This is a genomic window from Erythrobacter sp. S158 (assembly GCF_057364915.1).
In genome coordinates this window covers 3,180,184-3,196,450 of sequence record NZ_CP200279.1, presented here as the reverse complement: position 1 = coordinate 3,196,450, position 16,267 = coordinate 3,180,184, and the positions used below count along the sequence as shown (strand labels likewise).

Sequence of the window (16,267 nt, the reverse complement as noted above, 5' to 3'; positions counted from 1 at the left end):
CCCTCGGGGGGTGAAATCTCTTGGGTGGCGGAAGGTGGGAGGGGCCCTCAGACTTGAAGGGGCCCCGTCCCTCTTATTCCGCTGCCTCCGGCCATTCGTCCTCGTCCTCTTCCCCATCGGAAAGGGACTTGAGTTCGACGTTCATGCCCAGCGAGCGCATTTCCTTCACGAGAACGTTGAAGCTCTCCGGAATGCCGGCCTCGAAGGTGTCGTCGCCCTTGACGATCGCCTCGTAGACCTTGGTACGACCAACGACGTCGTCCGACTTGACGGTGAGCATTTCCTGCAAGGTGTAGGCGGCGCCATATGCCTGCAGTGCCCAGACCTCCATCTCACCGAAGCGCTGTCCGCCGAACTGCGCCTTACCGCCCAGCGGCTGCTGGGTGACGAGCGAGTACGGACCGATCGAGCGAGCGTGGATCTTGTCGTCGACGAGGTGGTGAAGCTTGAGCATGTAGATGATGCCCACGGTGACCTTGCGGTCGAACGCTTCGCCGGTGCGACCGTCGAACAGGGTCGACTGGCCCGAACCGTCCACGCCGGCCTTGACCAGGTAATCGGTCACATCCGCTTCGCGTGCGCCATCAAAGACCGGCGTGCCCATGGGGACACCGGCGCTGAGGTTTTGCGCAAGCTCAACGATGCCAGCGGTCGAACGACTTTCGAGGTCTTCGAAATACTGCTCGCCATAAACGTCCTTGAGACGCTCCACGACCGCCTCGGGAGGCTTCGCGCTGGCGTAGTCTTCCTTGGCATTCGGGTTGGCAGCGTGCCATTCCTCAAGCTTGTCGGCGATGTCCATGCCCAGGCCACGAGCCGCAAAACCAAGGTGGGTTTCGAAGATCTGCCCGACGTTCATGCGCGAAGGCACACCCAGCGGGTTGAGCACGAGGTCGACCGGCGTACCGTCTTCGAGGAACGGCATGTCCTCGATCGGCAGGATGCGCGAAATCACACCCTTGTTACCGTGACGGCCAGCCATCTTGTCGCCCGGCTGCAGCTTGCGCTTCACCGCGACGAAGACCTTGACCATCTTGAGTACGCCCGGAGCCAGTTCGTCACCACGCTCGAGCTTTTCCTTACGGTCCTCGAACTTGGCATCGATCATCGCTGCGCTGTCGTCATACTGCGACTTGATCGCTTCGAGCTGCGCCTGGCGACCATCGTCGGCAACCGCGAACTTGAACCATTCGTGACGCTCGACATCTTGGAGCACCTGCTCGCTGATCTCGATGCCCTTCTTCACACCCTTGGGCGCCGCCGAAGCGGTCTGGCCAAGCAGCATGTCCCTCAGCCGGTTGTAGGTCGCACGATTGAGGATGTTGCGTTCGTCAGCCGCGTCCTTGCGAAGACGTTCGATCTCTTCGTTCTGGATCGCGCGCGTACGGTCATCGATCTCGATACCGTGGCGGTTGAACACGCGAACTTCGACGATCGTACCGGCAACACCCGGCGGCAGACGCAGCGAGGTGTCGCGAACATCCGAAGCCTTCTCACCGAAGATGGCGCGCAGAAGCTTCTCTTCCGGCGTCATCGGGCTTTCACCCTTCGGCGTGATCTTGCCGACGAGGATGTCACCGGGGTGCACTTCGGCACCGATGTAGACGATGCCCGCTTCGTCGAGGTTGCGCAGGGCTTCCTCGCCGACATTCGGGATGTCGCGGGTGATGTCTTCCGGGCCAAGCTTCGTATCGCGAGCCATGACTTCGAATTCCTCGATGTGGATCGAGGTGAAGACGTCGTCCTTCACGATACGCTCGGAGATGAGGATCGAGTCCTCGTAGTTGTAACCGTTCCACGGCATGAACGCGACGAGGCTGTTCTTGCCAAGCGCCAGCTCACCAAGGTCGGTCGAAGGACCGTCAGCGATGATGTCGCCCGGTTCGATCACTTCGCCCACCTTCACCAGCGGACGCTGGTTGATGCAGGTGTTCTGGTTCGAACGCTGGAACTTCTGCAGCGTGTAGATATCAACGCCCGACTGACCGGGTTCGACATCGCCCTGCGCGCGGATCACGATACGGGTCGCATCGACCTGGTCGACGATACCGCCGCGCTTGGCTGCGATCGCAGCGCCCGAATCGCGCGCCACGGTTTCTTCCATGCCGGTTCCGACCCACGGCGCCTCGGCCTTCACAAGCGGCACCGCCTGGCGCTGCATGTTCGAGCCCATCAGTGCGCGGTTCGCGTCATCGTTCTCGAGGAACGGGATGAGCGAAGCGGCGACCGAGACGAGCTGCTTGGGGCTAACGTCCATCAGCGTGATCTGATCGTTCGGCGCCATCAGGTTGTCGCCCGATTGGCGTGCCGAGATCAGGTCTTCGACGAAGGAGCCATCATCGTTGAGCTCAGCCGATGCCTGCGCAACGGTGTGCTTCTGCTCTTCCATAGCCGAGAGATAGATCACGTCGCCCGTGACCTTGTTGTCCTCGACCTTGCGGTAAGGCGTTTCGATGAAGCCGTACTTGTTGACCCGGCTGAACGAGGCCAGCGAGTTGATCAGACCGATGTTCGGGCCTTCAGGCGTTTCAATCGGGCAGATACGACCATAGTGCGTCGGGTGAACGTCGCGGACTTCGAAGCCAGCGCGCTCACGCGTAAGGCCACCCGGGCCAAGCGCCGAGACGCGGCGCTTGTGGGTGACTTCCGACAGCGGGTTGGTCTGGTCCATGAACTGCGACAGCTGCGAGGAGCCGAAGAATTCGCGGACCGCGGCAACAGCCGGCTTCGCGTTGATGAGGTCGTTCGGCATGACGGTCGAAACATCGACGCTGCTCATGCGCTCCTTGACCGCACGCTCCATGCGAAGGAGGCCAACGCGGTACTGGTTTTCGAGCAGCTCACCAACCGAGCGAACACGGCGGTTGCCGAGGTTGTCGATGTCGTCGACTTCGCCCTTGCCGTCCTTGAGGCCGACCAGTTCCTTGACTACGGCAAGGATGTCTTCCTTGCGCAAGGTGGTCACGGTGTCTTCGGCATCGAGGCCAAGACGCATGTTGAGCTTCACGCGGCCAACAGCCGACAGGTCATAACGCTCGCCGTCGAAGAACAGGCCTTCGAACAGAGCTTCTGCGGTTTCCTTGGTCGGCGGCTCGCCCGGGCGCATCACCTTGTAGATCGCCTCAAGGCCCTCATCACGGTTCTCGGCCTTGTCGACCTTGAGCGTGTTGCGGATCCACGGACCGGTGTTGATCTCGTCGATGTCGAGCAGCTCGAGGCTGTCGATGCCGGCATTGTCGAAGGTTTCGACATGCTCGAGCGTGATCTCGTCACCCGCTTCGATGTAGATGCGACCGGTGGTCTCATCGATCATGTCGTTGGCAGCGTAGCGGCTGACTACTTCCTCGGTAGGAAGAAGCAGTTCGGTGAGACCGTCCTTGGCCGCCTTGTTGGCAGCGCGCGGGCTGATCTTCTGGTTAGCGGCGAAGATCTCTTCGCCGGTCGATGCATCAACCAGCGGGAAGGTCGGCTTCTGGCCGCGCCAGTTTTCGGCGACGAACGGAATCTTCCACCCGTCCTTCGCACGCTCCCACGTCACGGTGTCGTAGAAGTGATGCAGGATGCCTTCGCTATCGAGGCCAAGTGCATACAGCAGCGCGGTGACCGGCAGCTTGCGCTTGCGGTCGATGCGGACGTTGACGATGTCTTTCGCGTCATACTCAAAATCGAGCCACGAACCACGATACGGAATGACGCGTGCAGCAAACAGAAGCTTGCCCGACGAGTGCGTCTTGCCGCGATCATGGTCGAACAGAACGCCCGGCGAACGGTGCATCTGCGAGACGATCACACGCTCGGTGCCGTTGATGATGAAGGTGCCGTTCTCGGTCATGAGCGGCATGTCGCCCATGTAAACGTCCTGCTCCTTGATATCGAGGACGGAGCGGGTTTCGGTTTCCTGGTCGACTTCGAACACGATCAGGCGCAGCGTCACCTTCATCGGGGCTGCGTAAGTGATGCCGCGCTGGCGGCATTCGGTCGTGTCGTATTTCGGCTCTTCGAGTTCGTAGTGAACGAAGTCGAGCTCGGCCGTGCCGGCGAAGTCGCGGATCGGGAAGACGCTGCGCAGGGTCTTTTCGAGACCCGAAACATAGCCCGTTTCCTTGTCCGAACGCAGGAACTGTTCGTAGCTCTCGCGCTGGACCTCGATCAGGTTTGGCATCTGGACGACTTCGTGAATGTCGCCGAAAATCTTGCGGATACGCTTCTTAGCGGTACCCTGCGCCTTGCGGCTGCGGACCTTCCCCTTGCTCGGGGTCTTCGCCTTGGTTGCCATGGAGGAGATATGCCTCTTTTGCCTGCGCGCACGAGAGAGAGGCTCCCGCACGCAAAAATGAAAACGTTTCGTCACGCGAGAGCGTTCCCGCCATATCCGACGCAAAGAAGCCGCACGCCGGAACGCACCCTATCGGGCCGCTTCGGTTGCAGCTTGTATCGTCGCGAATATGGCTAGCGCCGCTTCCATTCTTGGCCCAATCCCCGCGCATGAATCGGTCCGGCTCGAAGCTGACGTGTGAGGGCTATCTAGGAGCCATGTTGGATTTGTCAACGCCGCGCGCGGCAGCGCCGTGACGCGATTCAACTCGGCAGCGATCAAATCCATCTCGCACCCTCAAACGCCGCCACAGTCGCTTATCGAATACCGATATGGTCAAATTTATTGTTTTTCATAGAGGGACTTATCGTTTTTCAATATTTATTGATTGACGATAAATCGCAGGTCGCCTAGATAGAGATTATTGAAATTCGATATGCACCTTAAAGGAGAACGATATGACCCGCTTCATTAATCAATCGCTCGCCGTCTTCGCCGCTGTGATCCTCACGATCACCTCGGTCGGCGCCATCATTACCGTACCGCCCGCATCGGCAAGCACCGCACACGGGTCGCTGGTTTCGGCCGAGCTTGCCTGAGCGCGAACAGAAAGGGGCAGACACCATGACAAAATACGAACGACCCAATGACCTCCTGCTGCTGGCAGGCAAGGTCCTCACCGTGATCGGTCAGATTGGTCTCGCTATCGGGGGATTGGCACTGACGATAGCAATTCCTCTCTTCCTCTTCTTCGGCGACGAGATCAGCGCAGAAATCGCGGAGCAGGGAACGACTGCGATCGGACCATTTCCCACCTTCGCAATGTTGGCTTTCATCGTGACCGTCCTCTTCGCGATGTTCCTCGCATTTTTCTTCTTTGGGAAACTGCGCGCGATCATCTCGAGCGTGGGTGAAGGCGACCCCTTCGTGCCGGAGAATGCCGAGCGATTGAACATCATGGCGTGGCTCATGCTTGGCATTCAGTTTCTTCTCATCCCCGCCGCAGGATTTGGCCTGATGCTCGCGAAATGGGCTGACGAGATGGAGCACGCAGAATTCACCATTGATGTCGGCCTGGACCTGACAGGCATCCTGATGGTGATCGTGCTCTTCATCCTCGCCCGCGTGTTCAAACATGGCGCAGCGATGCGCGAAGATCTCGAAGGGACTGTGTGATGCCAGCCGACGACGAAGGAGCAACCATCATGGTCAAACTCGACGACCTGCTGCACGAACGCCGCATGACGCTCACCGAATTGGCGGACCGGGTTGGCCTGACCCTCGCCAACCTCTCGATCCTCAAAACCGGCAAGGCGAAGGCGATCCGCTTTTCCACCCTCGCCGCGATCTGCAGGGAGCTGGAGTGTCAGCCGGGCGACTTGCTCAGTTACGAGGCAGTAAAGTGAAGCTGTCGTATTCTCTAGACAAATGGGGCGGCGGGGCTGCTTTGTTCCTCGCCGCCTCCTACATATTCGGCTTCGGGCTATTCTTGGGAGTGATTGACCGTACGGGGTACGATGGACCGGCAGGTGACCTTGCCTTCATCAGCGACCAGCACGGCATTCTGACTGTCGCCCTTGTCATCCTCTATCCAGTCGCTGCCTGCGCATTGGCGATTTTGGTGGCCGCCCTTCACCGGAAGGCGGGGCAAGGCAGCGAAGGCGTCCAATCTGTTGCAATGGTAAGCACGATCTTCGGGATCGTCTGGGTCGCACTGCTCACGGCGAGCGGCTTTGTCGGATTGATCGCGATGGAGGCGGTTATCGGTATGGCTGCCGAGGATCAGGCCGTCGCGATTTCGAGCTGGGCATCACTTTCGATCCTCCAGAATGCTCTGGGTGGCGGGATCGAAATGGTCGGTGGCCTATGGATGGGACTCGTGAGTGCAATCGCCAGAAGTCAGCGGTTGATTCCAGTTCCGTTAGCTTGGTTGGGTTATACGGTCGGCCTTTGCGGAGTGCTCACCGTATTCCCGCCGCTTATGCCGCTGGTAGATGTGTTCGGGCTTGGTCAGATCCTTTGGTTTTCATGGCTCGGATTGATGCTCTTGCGCGAGACTCCGGATGCGATCTGAGCTATGTTGCCGGACACGAAGAAAAGATCGGCGCGTCGACTGCCAGCCGGGTGGTCTGCTGGAGCAAGGACGCGGGACCAGGTATTTCGCTGAGAATCGAAGGGCCGCCATTGTCCAGTGGCGGCCCTTCTTTCTTGCGCGCAGGGCCTCAGGGGCTAATCCGCAACCCTGCACGGTCCTCGATCGCGCCTGCCATCGCCCATCCCCCGAAGGTCTCGGAAACGGCGGCGGTGAGCACATTCTCTCCCTCGCGCAAATTGAGCACGACCGCATCGTTGAAGCCGGCATTGCCGAGAAAGAAGAAGTCGCGCGCGCGGAAGCCGGCAACGCCGTCGAAGATCAAATCGCCGTTCAGAAACAGGCGCACGCGGTCGGAATAGCCGAAGCGCAGCCGCACCGATCTCGCCTCATCGGAGTTGATGCGGGTTGAAACCAGGACGGTGTCCGCACCTTCCTCGAGACGAGTGACACGCGCCAGATCGGCGATACCCGATGGCTCGACCGCAACGACCGCCTCGCCCGTGCTCGCCGGTGGCAGGCTTTGCGGCAGGGTCAGCGCATCTGTGACTAGGCTTTCCTCGAAGGGAGCCGAAACAGTCCACTGCCCGATCACTCCCGCAGGTGGCTCAGCGACCTCTGCGGGCGAGCCGACGATGCCTTCGCCCGACGCGAGTGGGCGCACGGTGAGGTTTGCAACGGTCATCCGGCCATTTGGCCCAGAAGCACGGAAACCGGTGCCGCCCGAACCGCGGTCGCTGGCAAGGTCGGGCACGTGCAGCTGCGGCGTCTTGCTGCCATTCAAAAAAACATCGGCGCGGTCACCTGCAATCACGATCTTCACATGGTTCCAGCCATCATACGTGTAGGCGAACGGTGCCATTGCGTTCCGATCGTTGTAGATCTGCCAGCCCGAGAGGCCGGAGCGCACAGGCGTATATTGGACCGCGTCGGGCAGCCCCGATTTATGCTGTCGGAAATACATGTATTCGCTGTTTTCGCCGTCTGCTGACGAATGCCAGACTAAGCCTCCGAAGCCGCGCTTGTTTTCGAAGGCAAAGTCGAACTCGATGACTCCGTCGGCTATCTGAGCGCCATCAAGCATTACAGAAGCGCGCGCGACGGTGAGCGTCTGAACACCGCCCTCATCCTGCACGCTAACGCCATCCGGGTTGGCCAGGGGCCTCACCGTGTATCCGGCAAATACATCCGGGCTTTCCTGCGCCGTGCCAGGCACCGTCAGGGCAAGCGCGCAGATGGCGCCCACAAGCTTTACAAACAGTCTTCGCATTCAATCCTCCGCAAAGGGCCGATCCCGGTGACCGGCATGCGGGAAGACATCACAGATGATGCATCACGTATTGAAAGAAACGGCCACGTCCCGGCGCATCGTATGCCATTGACCAGGCGTAATCCCGGTGAGGCTGCGAAACTCGCGGATCATGTGCGCCTGATCCGAGAAGCCTTGACCAGCAGCGAGCGCTGCCCACGAAGGGCGTGCGAATTGTTCCGCTTCCAGCATCGTCGCAGTAAGCCGCGCTCTGCGCTGGATCGCGCGGGGCGTGAGGCCGAGGCGTTCCATAAAGCTACGCCGCATGTGGCGCGCGCTTAAACCTGCTTTCTCAGCGATCGAGCCTGGCCCGATCGCACCCTTGCTGTGACGGGCAATGTGGACCGCTTGGGACACCCGGTCGACGTGTAGTCCCTCTGCCTCTTGCGACACGATCCGGTACATCGCAGTCCAGGCTGCTCCGAATTGACCGCAGTCAGCCAGCCGAGCCGCCCCCTCCAATCGGCGCATGAGAAATCCCGGGGGCGCGCAGTCCTCTCGTTTGTGGTCAGTCGCCTTAAGGTCAATCGCGACCTCCATGAGCTCAGGCGCGAGGCGAAGCGCATAGAGTTCCTCACCTTCCGGCGGCACATATGCACCGCCATCGGGCTGCGCTCTCAATATAACGAAGTCCCAATCGAGCGTCTCACCTGCCTTTGAAAAGTGTCTGCGCAGGGCGAGCGATGGTTCCGTAAAGGGAAGCAGGCGATGCGCTTCGGGGCGCCCATAATCGCTCCTGCTATGCCACGCGAGGTCGATCGCGGCCGCCGCGCTGCCGCCGACCTGCCACGCGCGATAGAACCCGCTCGACTGAACCGGGGTGTTTCTGATGCGCTCCTCAAAGCTCATGAGTGGGTGCATCTACCCTGCGCATGGCTATTGAAAGCACCTCTCGGTCAGCGACGTGCGCGGCTCGACCAGAGGCATTTGACTTGACTTTCACATGAGTGAGGGTATTTGCCCGCCCGACCGAGCAATCGGTCATCCGTCCAAGACAGTTGCTGAGCGGGAATTGGTCCGTTCTTAATTTGCAGCCTAGACGGGGAAAAGAGATTTCGCGGACCTACGTGGCCGCAACCGAGCATATCAGCTCACCCTCCTTCCCCATCGCTGGACTTATCGGTGTCGATGAACGGCACCGTTAGACATGAGCCGGTCGCGCGGGCAACGCTCAAGCGGCCATAATGAAGGAGTATGGCATGGATCGTTCGCAAAAAGCCGACGCGGTTGCCCAGCTCAATGCGGTCTTCAACGAGGTCGGCGTGGTGGTTGTCACCCGCAACCTCGGCATGACGGTGGATCAGTCCACCGAACTGCGCGGCAAGATGCGCGAAGCTGGTGCTTCCTACAAGGTTGCGAAGAACCGTCTCGCCAAGCTCGCCCTGAAGGACACCGACTACGTCGGGATCGATGAGTTTCTCACCGGCCCGACCGCGCTGGCGTGGTCTGAAGACCCCGTCGCAGCCGCCAAGGCTGCTGTCGATTTCGCAAAGTCGAACGACAAGCTGGAAATCGTCGGCGGTTCGATGGGCACGCAGGTTCTCGACGAAGCTGGGGTCCGGGCACTCGCCTCGATGCCGTCGCTCGACGAACTGCGCGGCAAGCTCGTTGGTCTCGTAAACGCCCCGGCAACAAAGATTGCCCAGGTCGTCAACGCGCCCGCATCGAAGCTCGCCCGTGTTTTCGGTGCCTATGGCGCCAAGGACGCTGCTTAAGAGACTTTTCTCGCAAGAGACGAAACATCATGGGGCATTTGAAAAGCCCCGCCACATATTGGAGTGAACATCATGGCTGATATTGCCAAGCTTGTTGAAGAACTTTCGAAGCTGACCGTCCTCGAGGCGGCTGAACTTGCAACCGCTCTTGAAGAAGAGTGGGGCGTTAGCGCTGCTGCGGCAGTTGCTGTTGCTGGCCCGGCCGGCGGTGGCGACGCTGGTGCACCGGCTGAAGAGAAGGACGAATTCGACGTCATTCTCACCGGCGACGGCGGCAAGAAGATCCAGGTCATCAAGGAAGTCCGTGCCATTACCGGTCTCGGCCTCACCGAAGCCAAGGGTCTCGTCGAAGGCGCGCCCAAGCCGCTCAAGGAAGGCGTCAACAAGGCGGAAGCCGAAGAGATCAAGGGCAAGATCGAAGCAGCCGGCGGTACCGTCGAGCTCAAGTAAGCTTCTTTCGAGCTACTGCTCAAAAAAGAGGGGCGGTGCCAGCGATGGCGCCGCCCCTTCTTTTTGCGCCGAGTGCCTCGGGCTAGCGTGGGATGATCTGGTCGATCCCGGCTCGCTGTGTTCCGACGGTCGGAGCGCCAATCTGGTCGATCTGCACTTTCCCGGCGTATGGGGCATCCTGATAATCGACGCCGAATTCGACCTCGTCATAGGCCGGATTGTAGCTGATCGGGATACCCGCTGCCTGCAACTCGGCAAGAGTGACGAAGGTGTCGATCGAATCGCCAGCGCGAAGATGCTCGATCTCACCAGGGCTGAAGCGCTCGTGCAGAATGTCCACCACTGACCCAAGCCGGATCGCAATTGTGCCATCGAGCTGGCGGAAATCGACCGAACCGGTCAACACGCCGTTCAGGCGAGCATCAAGCTTGGTCTTCTGGACCAATTCTGCTTGTGCAGCCGCGCTTGCGCTGACGCCAGCCTCGGGTGCGGGGATTGGGACCAGCTGCGTTTCGGCTGCCGCGACCGGCGCGGGCAATTGCGGCTCATGGCCAGAAACTGTCGGGATCGACCGGCGCGCTTCATTCGATACGTCGATCGCACCGGCAAACGCGGCCTCGATCAATTCATTCGCTGCAGAGACACTTTGGCGAGTGACCGGCCCGACCGAGGTCGTTGCTGGAGCAAGCGCTTCGGCACGGCGGGCAAGGCCCGGCGCCGGCCTGGCCTGGAAGCCGCGCGAGACGGTCAGTTGCTGGACCTCGACTAGGTCGGCGCGAGGAGCACGGGGTGCCTCTGTCCCGTTGAAACCGGGAATAGGCGCTGCAACAAAACCGCGTGAGACCGTGCGCTTCTCGATAGGTGCGAAAGCCGAGCTCAACACCACCGAAGGCGGCAGCCCGGATGCATCCAGTGTTGCCACTTCGGGCGCGGGCGCTGCGACGAACCCGCGCGATACGGTGCGCTGAGAAACTTCGCCGAATTCTGCAGTCGGAGCTTCACTCGCACCAACACCTTCGAAAGCAGGCGTTGTTGCGCCGGGGAAACCGTTTGACACCGTGACTTGCTGGACCTCGACGAGCCCTGCCAACGGCGCTCGAACCGCTTCGGCGAGGCGCGGTGCAGTCATTTGGTCCCGGCGAACGCGAGCCGAAAGCGATACCGATTCAACTGTCGGCATCTCGATATCGGCAAAGGCGAGTTCGAAACGATCCGCTCCGGTGGCGAGAAATTCGAGCGGAATGACCTGGTCGATCTCGCGATAGGTGACGAGGTTGCCCATTGTCACCGCATCGGGCGCGATTTCCTCGGCTGCGATCACAGGCGCGTAGACTGGCGTTGTCGCTCCTGCAGAGGGCGACCAGAGCGTCGCTGGCAATTCGGCGACTTCGCGCTCCATGCTGATGCGCATGAGCGGCGTACCCATTGCGCCCAGTGACATGTCTGGAATGGTAACGGCGACCGCCACGGCAGCGGCGCCTGCCATCATGCGCGCGTTCATCGCGCGGCGGTGCTGGCTGGTGTGAAGGCTCGCTTCGCGCGCGGCTAGTTCGGCCACTGTCAACGGCGCAGGGAGGAGGTGTGCATCCCCCTCGCTTTGCGCATTGCAGGCCAGTTCAGGCGCTGCCCCCTCATGTTGAATACGTGCAGGCACGGATTCCCCCCTTAGAATCTTGCGCAGCGTTATGAAGATTTTCACCATGCTTTTAAAGCAGTTTCTTGTTTCGGCCCCCCGCAGCGCCCCGCGCTGATACAAGTTTCCGCTTTCCCCGACCCCCACAAATCCCTATCCGGTCCGGCTCGCTTGTCACGGTCTGGCTCAGCGAGCGGACATGACATGACGAGTATTGCCAAGCCTTCTGGTCCGCCCAGCGCGACCCGACTGACCTGGGGTCAGGAACTTCGAGCCACGATAGCGCTCGCAGCACCGCTGGCGCTCGCCAATCTGCTGCAGATGCTGACCTATGCGGTGGACGTGATCTTCATTGCCCGGCTTGGTGAAGATCCGCTTGCCGCCTCGACGCTATCGGTTTCACTCTTCGGAATGGTGTTGTGGGCGCTCACCGCCCTGACGGGAGCAGTCGCGCCGCTGATCGCAGAGGCCATCGGCGCGCGCGCCCGCACACCCCGCCCCGTCCGACGCGCGACGCGCATGGCACTGTGGCTGGCTGTCATGTCGGGCACAGCCGGAATGGGTGTGTGCCTCTTGCTAGTCCCGCTAATGGTTCTGAGCGGTCAGGACGAGGCACTGATCCCGCTAGCCAACGAGTACAACTCCATCGTCGTCTTCTCGATGATCCCGATGCTGCTTGCAGGCGTGCTGCGCAATTTCGTTTCCGCGCTGGGTCGGCCGATCTTTGCGACGCTCATCACCGCGCTCGGCATCGTGGTGAACAGCATTGCGAACTACGCCTTCATCTTCGGTAATTTCGGAGCGCCGGAGCTGGGCCTCGCGGGCGCAGCGATCGCGACCAACATCACCGCGCTGGTGGTCCTGGGTGCTTATGTGCTCGCCATCGTGACCAATCCGGCGCTCGCCCGTTATCGCATCTTCTATCGCCTGCACCGCGCCGACTGGACGCGCATGCGCCAGATCATCAGCATCGGCACGCCGATCGCATTCACTGTCATGGCAGAGGCAGGTATTTTTGGCGCAGCGCCCTTCCTGATGGGCATGTTCGGTCCCGCGCAGGTCGCAGGGCACGCGCTCGCAATCCAGCTTGCCGCGCTCGCCTTTCAGGTGCCGTTTGGAGTGGGCCAGGCAGTGACGATCCGCGTCGGATATTTTTACGGCGCGCGCGACCCTGTCGGCATCACGCGCGCTGGCTGGTCTGCGCTCGGGCTCAGCGTCGCCTTCATGTCGATGACAGCGGCGGCGATGGTGCTGTTCCCCGAAGCGCTTTTGTCGATCTATGTCGACCCGCAGGCAGCGAAGAACACAGCCGTGGTCGGCTTTGCACTGCAATTCCTCGTCTTTGCCGCCGCGTTCCAGTTGGTCGACGGTGTGCAGGCGGTTGCAGCAGGCGCGCTGCGCGGATTGCAGGACACGCGCATCCCGATGTGGATCGCGATCTTCAGTTACTGGGTGCCGGGCATCGGCGCTGCTGTTGGCCTAGGATTCGGAGCCGGGCTTGAAGGCGTTGGTGTATGGATCGGGCTTGCCACCGGTCTCGCCTTTGCCGCCGTGCTGCTGCTGTGGCGCTGGATGTGGCGCGAGCGACTGGGTCTGACGACGCGCACAAAAGGCGAGGCGGTTACGCCGCTGCCCGCGTAGTCACCTCGCGTTGCGGGAACGGGATGGTCAGGCCAACCTCGTCGAATTTGGCCTTGACCGCTTCGGTCAGGTCCCATGACAGGCCGACATAGTCAGCCGTGCTGCACCAAACGCGAAGACCAATCCCGACCGAACTGTCGTCGAGCGAATTGACGAAAGCCTGCGGTGCGGGCTCGTCCAGCACCCGCTCATCCGCCTCGGCGAGGCCACGCAGGGTTTCGCGCGCCTGCTCCATGCTGTCGCCATAGCCGATCCCGACCACCAGCTCGAAGCGACGCACGGGGTGGCGGTTGAAGTTGACGATCGGTTTGTTCCAGAGCTCGTTGTTGGGCATCATCACGAAGAGGCCGTCGAACTGCTTGAGCTCGGTGGTGAACAAGCCGATCTGCTGCACCACACCGGTGATTGATCCCACGGTGATGGCCTCACCCACTCGGAACGGCTTCTGGATAAGTATCATGACACCAGAGGCAACATTGCTGAGCGTGCCCTGAAGCGCCAAGCCGATGGCGAGCGCCATACCACCGAGCGCTGCAATGATACTCGTGGTCTCGACCCCGAATTGCGTGAGCACCGTGACGGCAAGCAGCACCCAGAGCGCATATTTGACGAGGCTTGCAAGAAGGCTCGCGACGCTTGCATCGAGCTTGTCGGAGCGGGTCAGCGCGTTCGAGACAAACCGCGAAATCAATCCTGCAACCAACAGGCCGATCACCAGCACCGCAATCGCGCCGACAATGTCCATCATGTTGAGCCGCAGCCAGACGAAGATCTGTTCAGGGATAGTCAGTGCGGAAATGTCTGCATCGAATGTCATTAAGTGAGAAGCCTCGGTTGATTTGTGCCGCGCGCGGTTATTCCAGCGCTGAATAGGAACGCCGCTGAATTCACGCGGTTTCGGGAAAAGTTTCAGCGCTGCCTAACGATTGGACGCGCGCTTGGCCACTGAAGCGAAAATTTGTGCCGATCCGGCCCATTTTTTTGATGAACAATCCTTGACTCGTGAACACCGCGCAACCATCTGCGCTGCCGCTGGCACTCTTATGCCAAGAGTGCCAATTCGTGATTTTCAACCCAAGTAGAAAGGTCATCAAAATGGCATTTCGTCCACTCCACGACCGCGTGGTGGTCCGTCGCATCGAAGCCGACACCAAGACCGCAGGCGGCATCATCATTCCCGACAGCGCCCAGGAAAAGCCCAGCGAAGGCGAAATCGTCTCCGTTGGCGAAGGCGCTCGTGACGACGCTGGCAACCGCGTCGCCATGGACGTGAAGGCTGGCGACCGCGTCCTGTTCGGCAAGTGGTCCGGCACCGAAGTCAAGATCGACGGCGAAGACCTGCTCATCATGAAGGAAAGCGACATCATGGGGATCATTGGTTGAGCCCTTGGGGCTGAGCCGACCCTCAACGTTTTCTAATTCAACACCCAATTCTCAGGAGAAACACCAATGGCTGCAAAGGACGTAAAGTTCAGCCGCGAGGCCCGCGAGGGCATCCTCAAGGGCGTCGACACGCTCGCCAACGCTGTAAAGGTCACGCTCGGCCCGAAGGGTCGCAACGTCGTGATCGATAAGAGCTTCGGCGCGCCGCGCATCACCAAGGACGGCGTTACCGTCGCCAAGGAAATCGAACTTAAGGACAAGTTCGAGAACATGGGCGCGCAGATGCTCAAGGAAGTGGCATCGAAGACCAACGACCTCGCCGGTGACGGCACCACCACCGCAACCGTTCTGGGCCAGGCCATCGCTCGCGAAGGCATGACCGCAGTTGCTGCCGGCATGAACCCGATGGACCTGAAGCGCGGCATCGACCTCGCCACCACCAAGGTTGTCGAAAACCTCAAGGCGCGTTCGAAGGACGTCTCAGGCTCCGAAGAAATCGCTCAGGTCGGCGTAATCTCGGCAAACGGTGACCGTGAAGTCGGCGAAAAGATCGCCGAAGCCATGGAAAAGGTCGGCAAGGAAGGCGTCATCACCGTTGAGGAAGCCAAGGGTCTCGAATTCGAGCTCGACGTTGTCGAAGGCATGCAGTTCGACCGCGGCTACCTCTCGCCTTACTTCATCACCAACCCGGACAAGATGCAGGTCGAACTCGACAACCCATACATCCTGATCCACGAGAAGAAGCTCTCGAACCTGCAGGCTATGCTGCCGGTGCTCGAAGCGGCTGTTCAGAGCGGTCGTCCGCTGCTGATCATCGCTGAAGACATCGAAGGCGAAGCGCTCGCGACCCTCGTCGTGAACAAGCTGCGCGGCGGCCTGAAGGTTGCAGCGGTCAAGGCGCCGGGCTTCGGCGATCGCCGCAAGGCCATGCTGCAGGACATCGCGATCCTCACCAAGGGTGAGATGATCAGCGAAGACCTCGGCATCAAGCTTGAAAATGTCACGCTGGGCATGCTCGGCGAAGCCAAGCGCGTCACCATCGACAAGGACAACACCACCATCGTCGACGGCGCTGGCAGCGAAGACGACATCAAGGCCCGCGTCGGCGAAATCCGCACGCAGATCGACAACACCACCAGCGATTACGATCGCGAGAAGCTGCAAGAGCGTCTCGCCAAGCTTGCTGGCGGCGTTGCCGTGATCAAGGTCGGCGGTGCTTCGGAAGTCGAAGTGAAGGAGCGCAAGGACCGCGTTGACGACGCTCTGCACGCAACCCGCGCAGCCGTTGAAGAAGGCATCGTCCCGGGCGGTGGTACCGCTCTGCTCTACGCCACGAAGGTTCTCGAGGGCCTCAAGGGCGACAACGACGACCAGACCCGCGGCATCGACATCGTTCGCCGCGCGATCATGGCGCCGGTTCGCCAGATCGCCCAGAACGCTGGCCATGACGGTGCAGTTGTCTCTGGCAACCTGCTTCGCGAAGACAACGAGAGCCAGGGCTTCAACGCTGCAACCGACACTTACGAAGACCTGGTGAAGGCCGGCGTTATCGATCCGACCAAGGTCGTTCGCACCGCACTTCAGGACGCAGCTTCGGTTGCTGGCCTGCTCATCACCACCGAAGCGGCGATCACCGACGCTCCGGAAGATGACAAGGCTGCGCCTGCAATGCCCGACATGGGCGGCATGGGCGGTATGGGCGGCATGGGCGGCTTCTAAGCCACTCACC

The 16,267-nt window shown here is 60.7% G+C and carries 14 protein-coding genes; 9 read left to right on the top strand and 5 right to left on the bottom strand.

The annotated features are described in order from the left end of the window. Window positions 1-73: 73 nt before the first annotated feature. Window positions 74-4,276: a DNA-directed RNA polymerase subunit beta gene (rpoB, locus tag AC0V6T_RS15685; RefSeq protein ID WP_486128401.1), complete on the bottom strand. Its 4,203-nt coding sequence runs from the start codon at window positions 4,274-4,276 to the stop codon at window positions 74-76. Between the two features lie 497 nt (window positions 4,277-4,773). On the opposite strand from rpoB, the gene AC0V6T_RS15680 reads away from it, so the two are divergent. The 4 genes from AC0V6T_RS15680 to AC0V6T_RS15665 are packed head-to-tail and all read left to right on the top strand — an operon-like array spanning window position 4,774 to window position 6,389. Continuing rightward, window positions 4,774-4,914 (top strand): hypothetical protein, encoded by a 141-nt coding sequence (locus tag AC0V6T_RS15680; RefSeq protein WP_486128399.1) that lies wholly within the window; start codon window positions 4,774-4,776, stop codon window positions 4,912-4,914. Window positions 4,915-4,939: 25 nt separating this feature from the next. Next, complete coding sequence (locus AC0V6T_RS15675; RefSeq protein WP_486128397.1) at window positions 4,940-5,491, top strand: DUF2975 domain-containing protein; 552 nt, start codon at window positions 4,940-4,942, stop codon at window positions 5,489-5,491. Further along, entirely contained in the window at window positions 5,491-5,721 is a 231-nt protein-coding gene (locus AC0V6T_RS15670) for a helix-turn-helix domain-containing protein (protein ID WP_486128395.1), read from the top strand. The genes AC0V6T_RS15675 and AC0V6T_RS15670 overlap by 1 nt, the downstream gene beginning before the upstream one ends. Further along, a complete protein-coding gene (locus tag AC0V6T_RS15665; RefSeq protein ID WP_486128393.1) occupies window positions 5,718-6,389 on the top strand; it encodes a hypothetical protein in 672 nt (223 codons plus the stop codon). Before AC0V6T_RS15670 ends, AC0V6T_RS15665 begins: the two co-directional genes overlap by 4 nt. Before the next feature lie 148 nt (window positions 6,390-6,537). Here the strand turns inward: AC0V6T_RS15665 and AC0V6T_RS15660 are convergent, their stop codons facing one another. Then, complete coding sequence (locus tag AC0V6T_RS15660; protein WP_486128391.1) at window positions 6,538-7,677, bottom strand: 3-keto-alpha-glucoside-1,2-lyase-like domain-containing protein; 1,140 nt, start codon at window positions 7,675-7,677, stop codon at window positions 6,538-6,540. A gap of 63 nt (window positions 7,678-7,740) precedes the next feature. Then, a complete protein-coding gene (locus AC0V6T_RS15655) occupies window positions 7,741-8,577 on the bottom strand; it encodes an AraC family transcriptional regulator (RefSeq protein ID WP_486128389.1) in 837 nt (278 codons plus the stop codon). 338 nt (window positions 8,578-8,915) lie between these two features. Between AC0V6T_RS15655 and rplJ the strand changes: the two genes are divergently transcribed. Together rplJ and rplL are read left to right on the top strand one after the other, a co-directional pair. Continuing rightward, the gene (gene rplJ, locus AC0V6T_RS15650; protein ID WP_040464980.1) at window positions 8,916-9,431 is read left to right on the top strand and encodes a 50S ribosomal protein L10; all 516 of its coding nucleotides are present in this window, start codon (window positions 8,916-8,918) and stop codon (window positions 9,429-9,431) included. 72 nt (window positions 9,432-9,503) lie between these two features. After that, on the top strand, window positions 9,504-9,881 hold the full coding sequence (gene rplL / locus AC0V6T_RS15645) for a 50S ribosomal protein L7/L12 (RefSeq protein ID WP_007165475.1): 378 nt from the start codon (window positions 9,504-9,506) through the stop codon (window positions 9,879-9,881). Between the two features lie 82 nt (window positions 9,882-9,963). Here the strand turns inward: rplL and AC0V6T_RS15640 are convergent, their stop codons facing one another. Further along, on the bottom strand, window positions 9,964-11,535 hold the full coding sequence (locus AC0V6T_RS15640; protein WP_486128387.1) for a hypothetical protein: 1,572 nt from the start codon (window positions 11,533-11,535) through the stop codon (window positions 9,964-9,966). 183 nt (window positions 11,536-11,718) lie between these two features. Between AC0V6T_RS15640 and AC0V6T_RS15635 the strand changes: the two genes are divergently transcribed. Further along, complete coding sequence (locus AC0V6T_RS15635) at window positions 11,719-13,155, top strand: MATE family efflux transporter (protein WP_486128385.1); 1,437 nt, start codon at window positions 11,719-11,721, stop codon at window positions 13,153-13,155. Here the strand turns inward: AC0V6T_RS15635 and AC0V6T_RS15630 are convergent. Next, a complete protein-coding gene (locus tag AC0V6T_RS15630; protein WP_486128383.1) occupies window positions 13,136-13,972 on the bottom strand; it encodes a mechanosensitive ion channel family protein in 837 nt (278 codons plus the stop codon). The two genes, AC0V6T_RS15635 and AC0V6T_RS15630, sit on opposite strands and share 20 nt — an antisense overlap. Before the next feature lie 278 nt (window positions 13,973-14,250). Here AC0V6T_RS15630 and groES point away from each other — a divergent pair, with 278 nt between their 5' ends. Continuing rightward, on the top strand, window positions 14,251-14,538 hold the full coding sequence (gene groES / locus AC0V6T_RS15625; protein WP_007165478.1) for a co-chaperone GroES: 288 nt from the start codon (window positions 14,251-14,253) through the stop codon (window positions 14,536-14,538). Between the two features lie 66 nt (window positions 14,539-14,604). After that, the gene (groL, locus tag AC0V6T_RS15620) at window positions 14,605-16,257 is read left to right on the top strand and encodes a chaperonin GroEL (RefSeq protein WP_007165479.1); all 1,653 of its coding nucleotides are present in this window, start codon (window positions 14,605-14,607) and stop codon (window positions 16,255-16,257) included. Window positions 16,258-16,267 lie beyond the last annotated feature (10 nt).

Coding starts and splice junctions, on each gene's coding strand:
- rpoB (WP_486128401.1), bottom strand. CDS start 4,276: ATGGCAACCAAGGCGAAGACCCCGAGCAAGGGGAAGGTCCGCAGCCGC.
- AC0V6T_RS15680 (WP_486128399.1), top strand. CDS start 4,774: ATGACCCGCTTCATTAATCAATCGCTCGCCGTCTTCGCCGCTGTGATC.
- AC0V6T_RS15675 (WP_486128397.1), top strand. CDS start 4,940: ATGACAAAATACGAACGACCCAATGACCTCCTGCTGCTGGCAGGCAAG.
- AC0V6T_RS15670 (WP_486128395.1), top strand. CDS start 5,491: ATGCCAGCCGACGACGAAGGAGCAACCATCATGGTCAAACTCGACGAC.
- AC0V6T_RS15660 (WP_486128391.1), bottom strand. CDS start 7,677: ATGCGAAGACTGTTTGTAAAGCTTGTGGGCGCCATCTGCGCGCTTGCC.
- AC0V6T_RS15655 (WP_486128389.1), bottom strand. CDS start 8,577: ATGCACCCACTCATGAGCTTTGAGGAGCGCATCAGAAACACCCCGGTT.
- rplJ (WP_040464980.1), top strand. CDS start 8,916: ATGGATCGTTCGCAAAAAGCCGACGCGGTTGCCCAGCTCAATGCGGTC.
- rplL (WP_007165475.1), top strand. CDS start 9,504: ATGGCTGATATTGCCAAGCTTGTTGAAGAACTTTCGAAGCTGACCGTC.
- AC0V6T_RS15635 (WP_486128385.1), top strand. CDS start 11,719: ATGACGAGTATTGCCAAGCCTTCTGGTCCGCCCAGCGCGACCCGACTG.
- AC0V6T_RS15630 (WP_486128383.1), bottom strand. CDS start 13,972: ATGACATTCGATGCAGACATTTCCGCACTGACTATCCCTGAACAGATC.
- groES (WP_007165478.1), top strand. CDS start 14,251: ATGGCATTTCGTCCACTCCACGACCGCGTGGTGGTCCGTCGCATCGAA.
- groL (WP_007165479.1), top strand. CDS start 14,605: ATGGCTGCAAAGGACGTAAAGTTCAGCCGCGAGGCCCGCGAGGGCATC.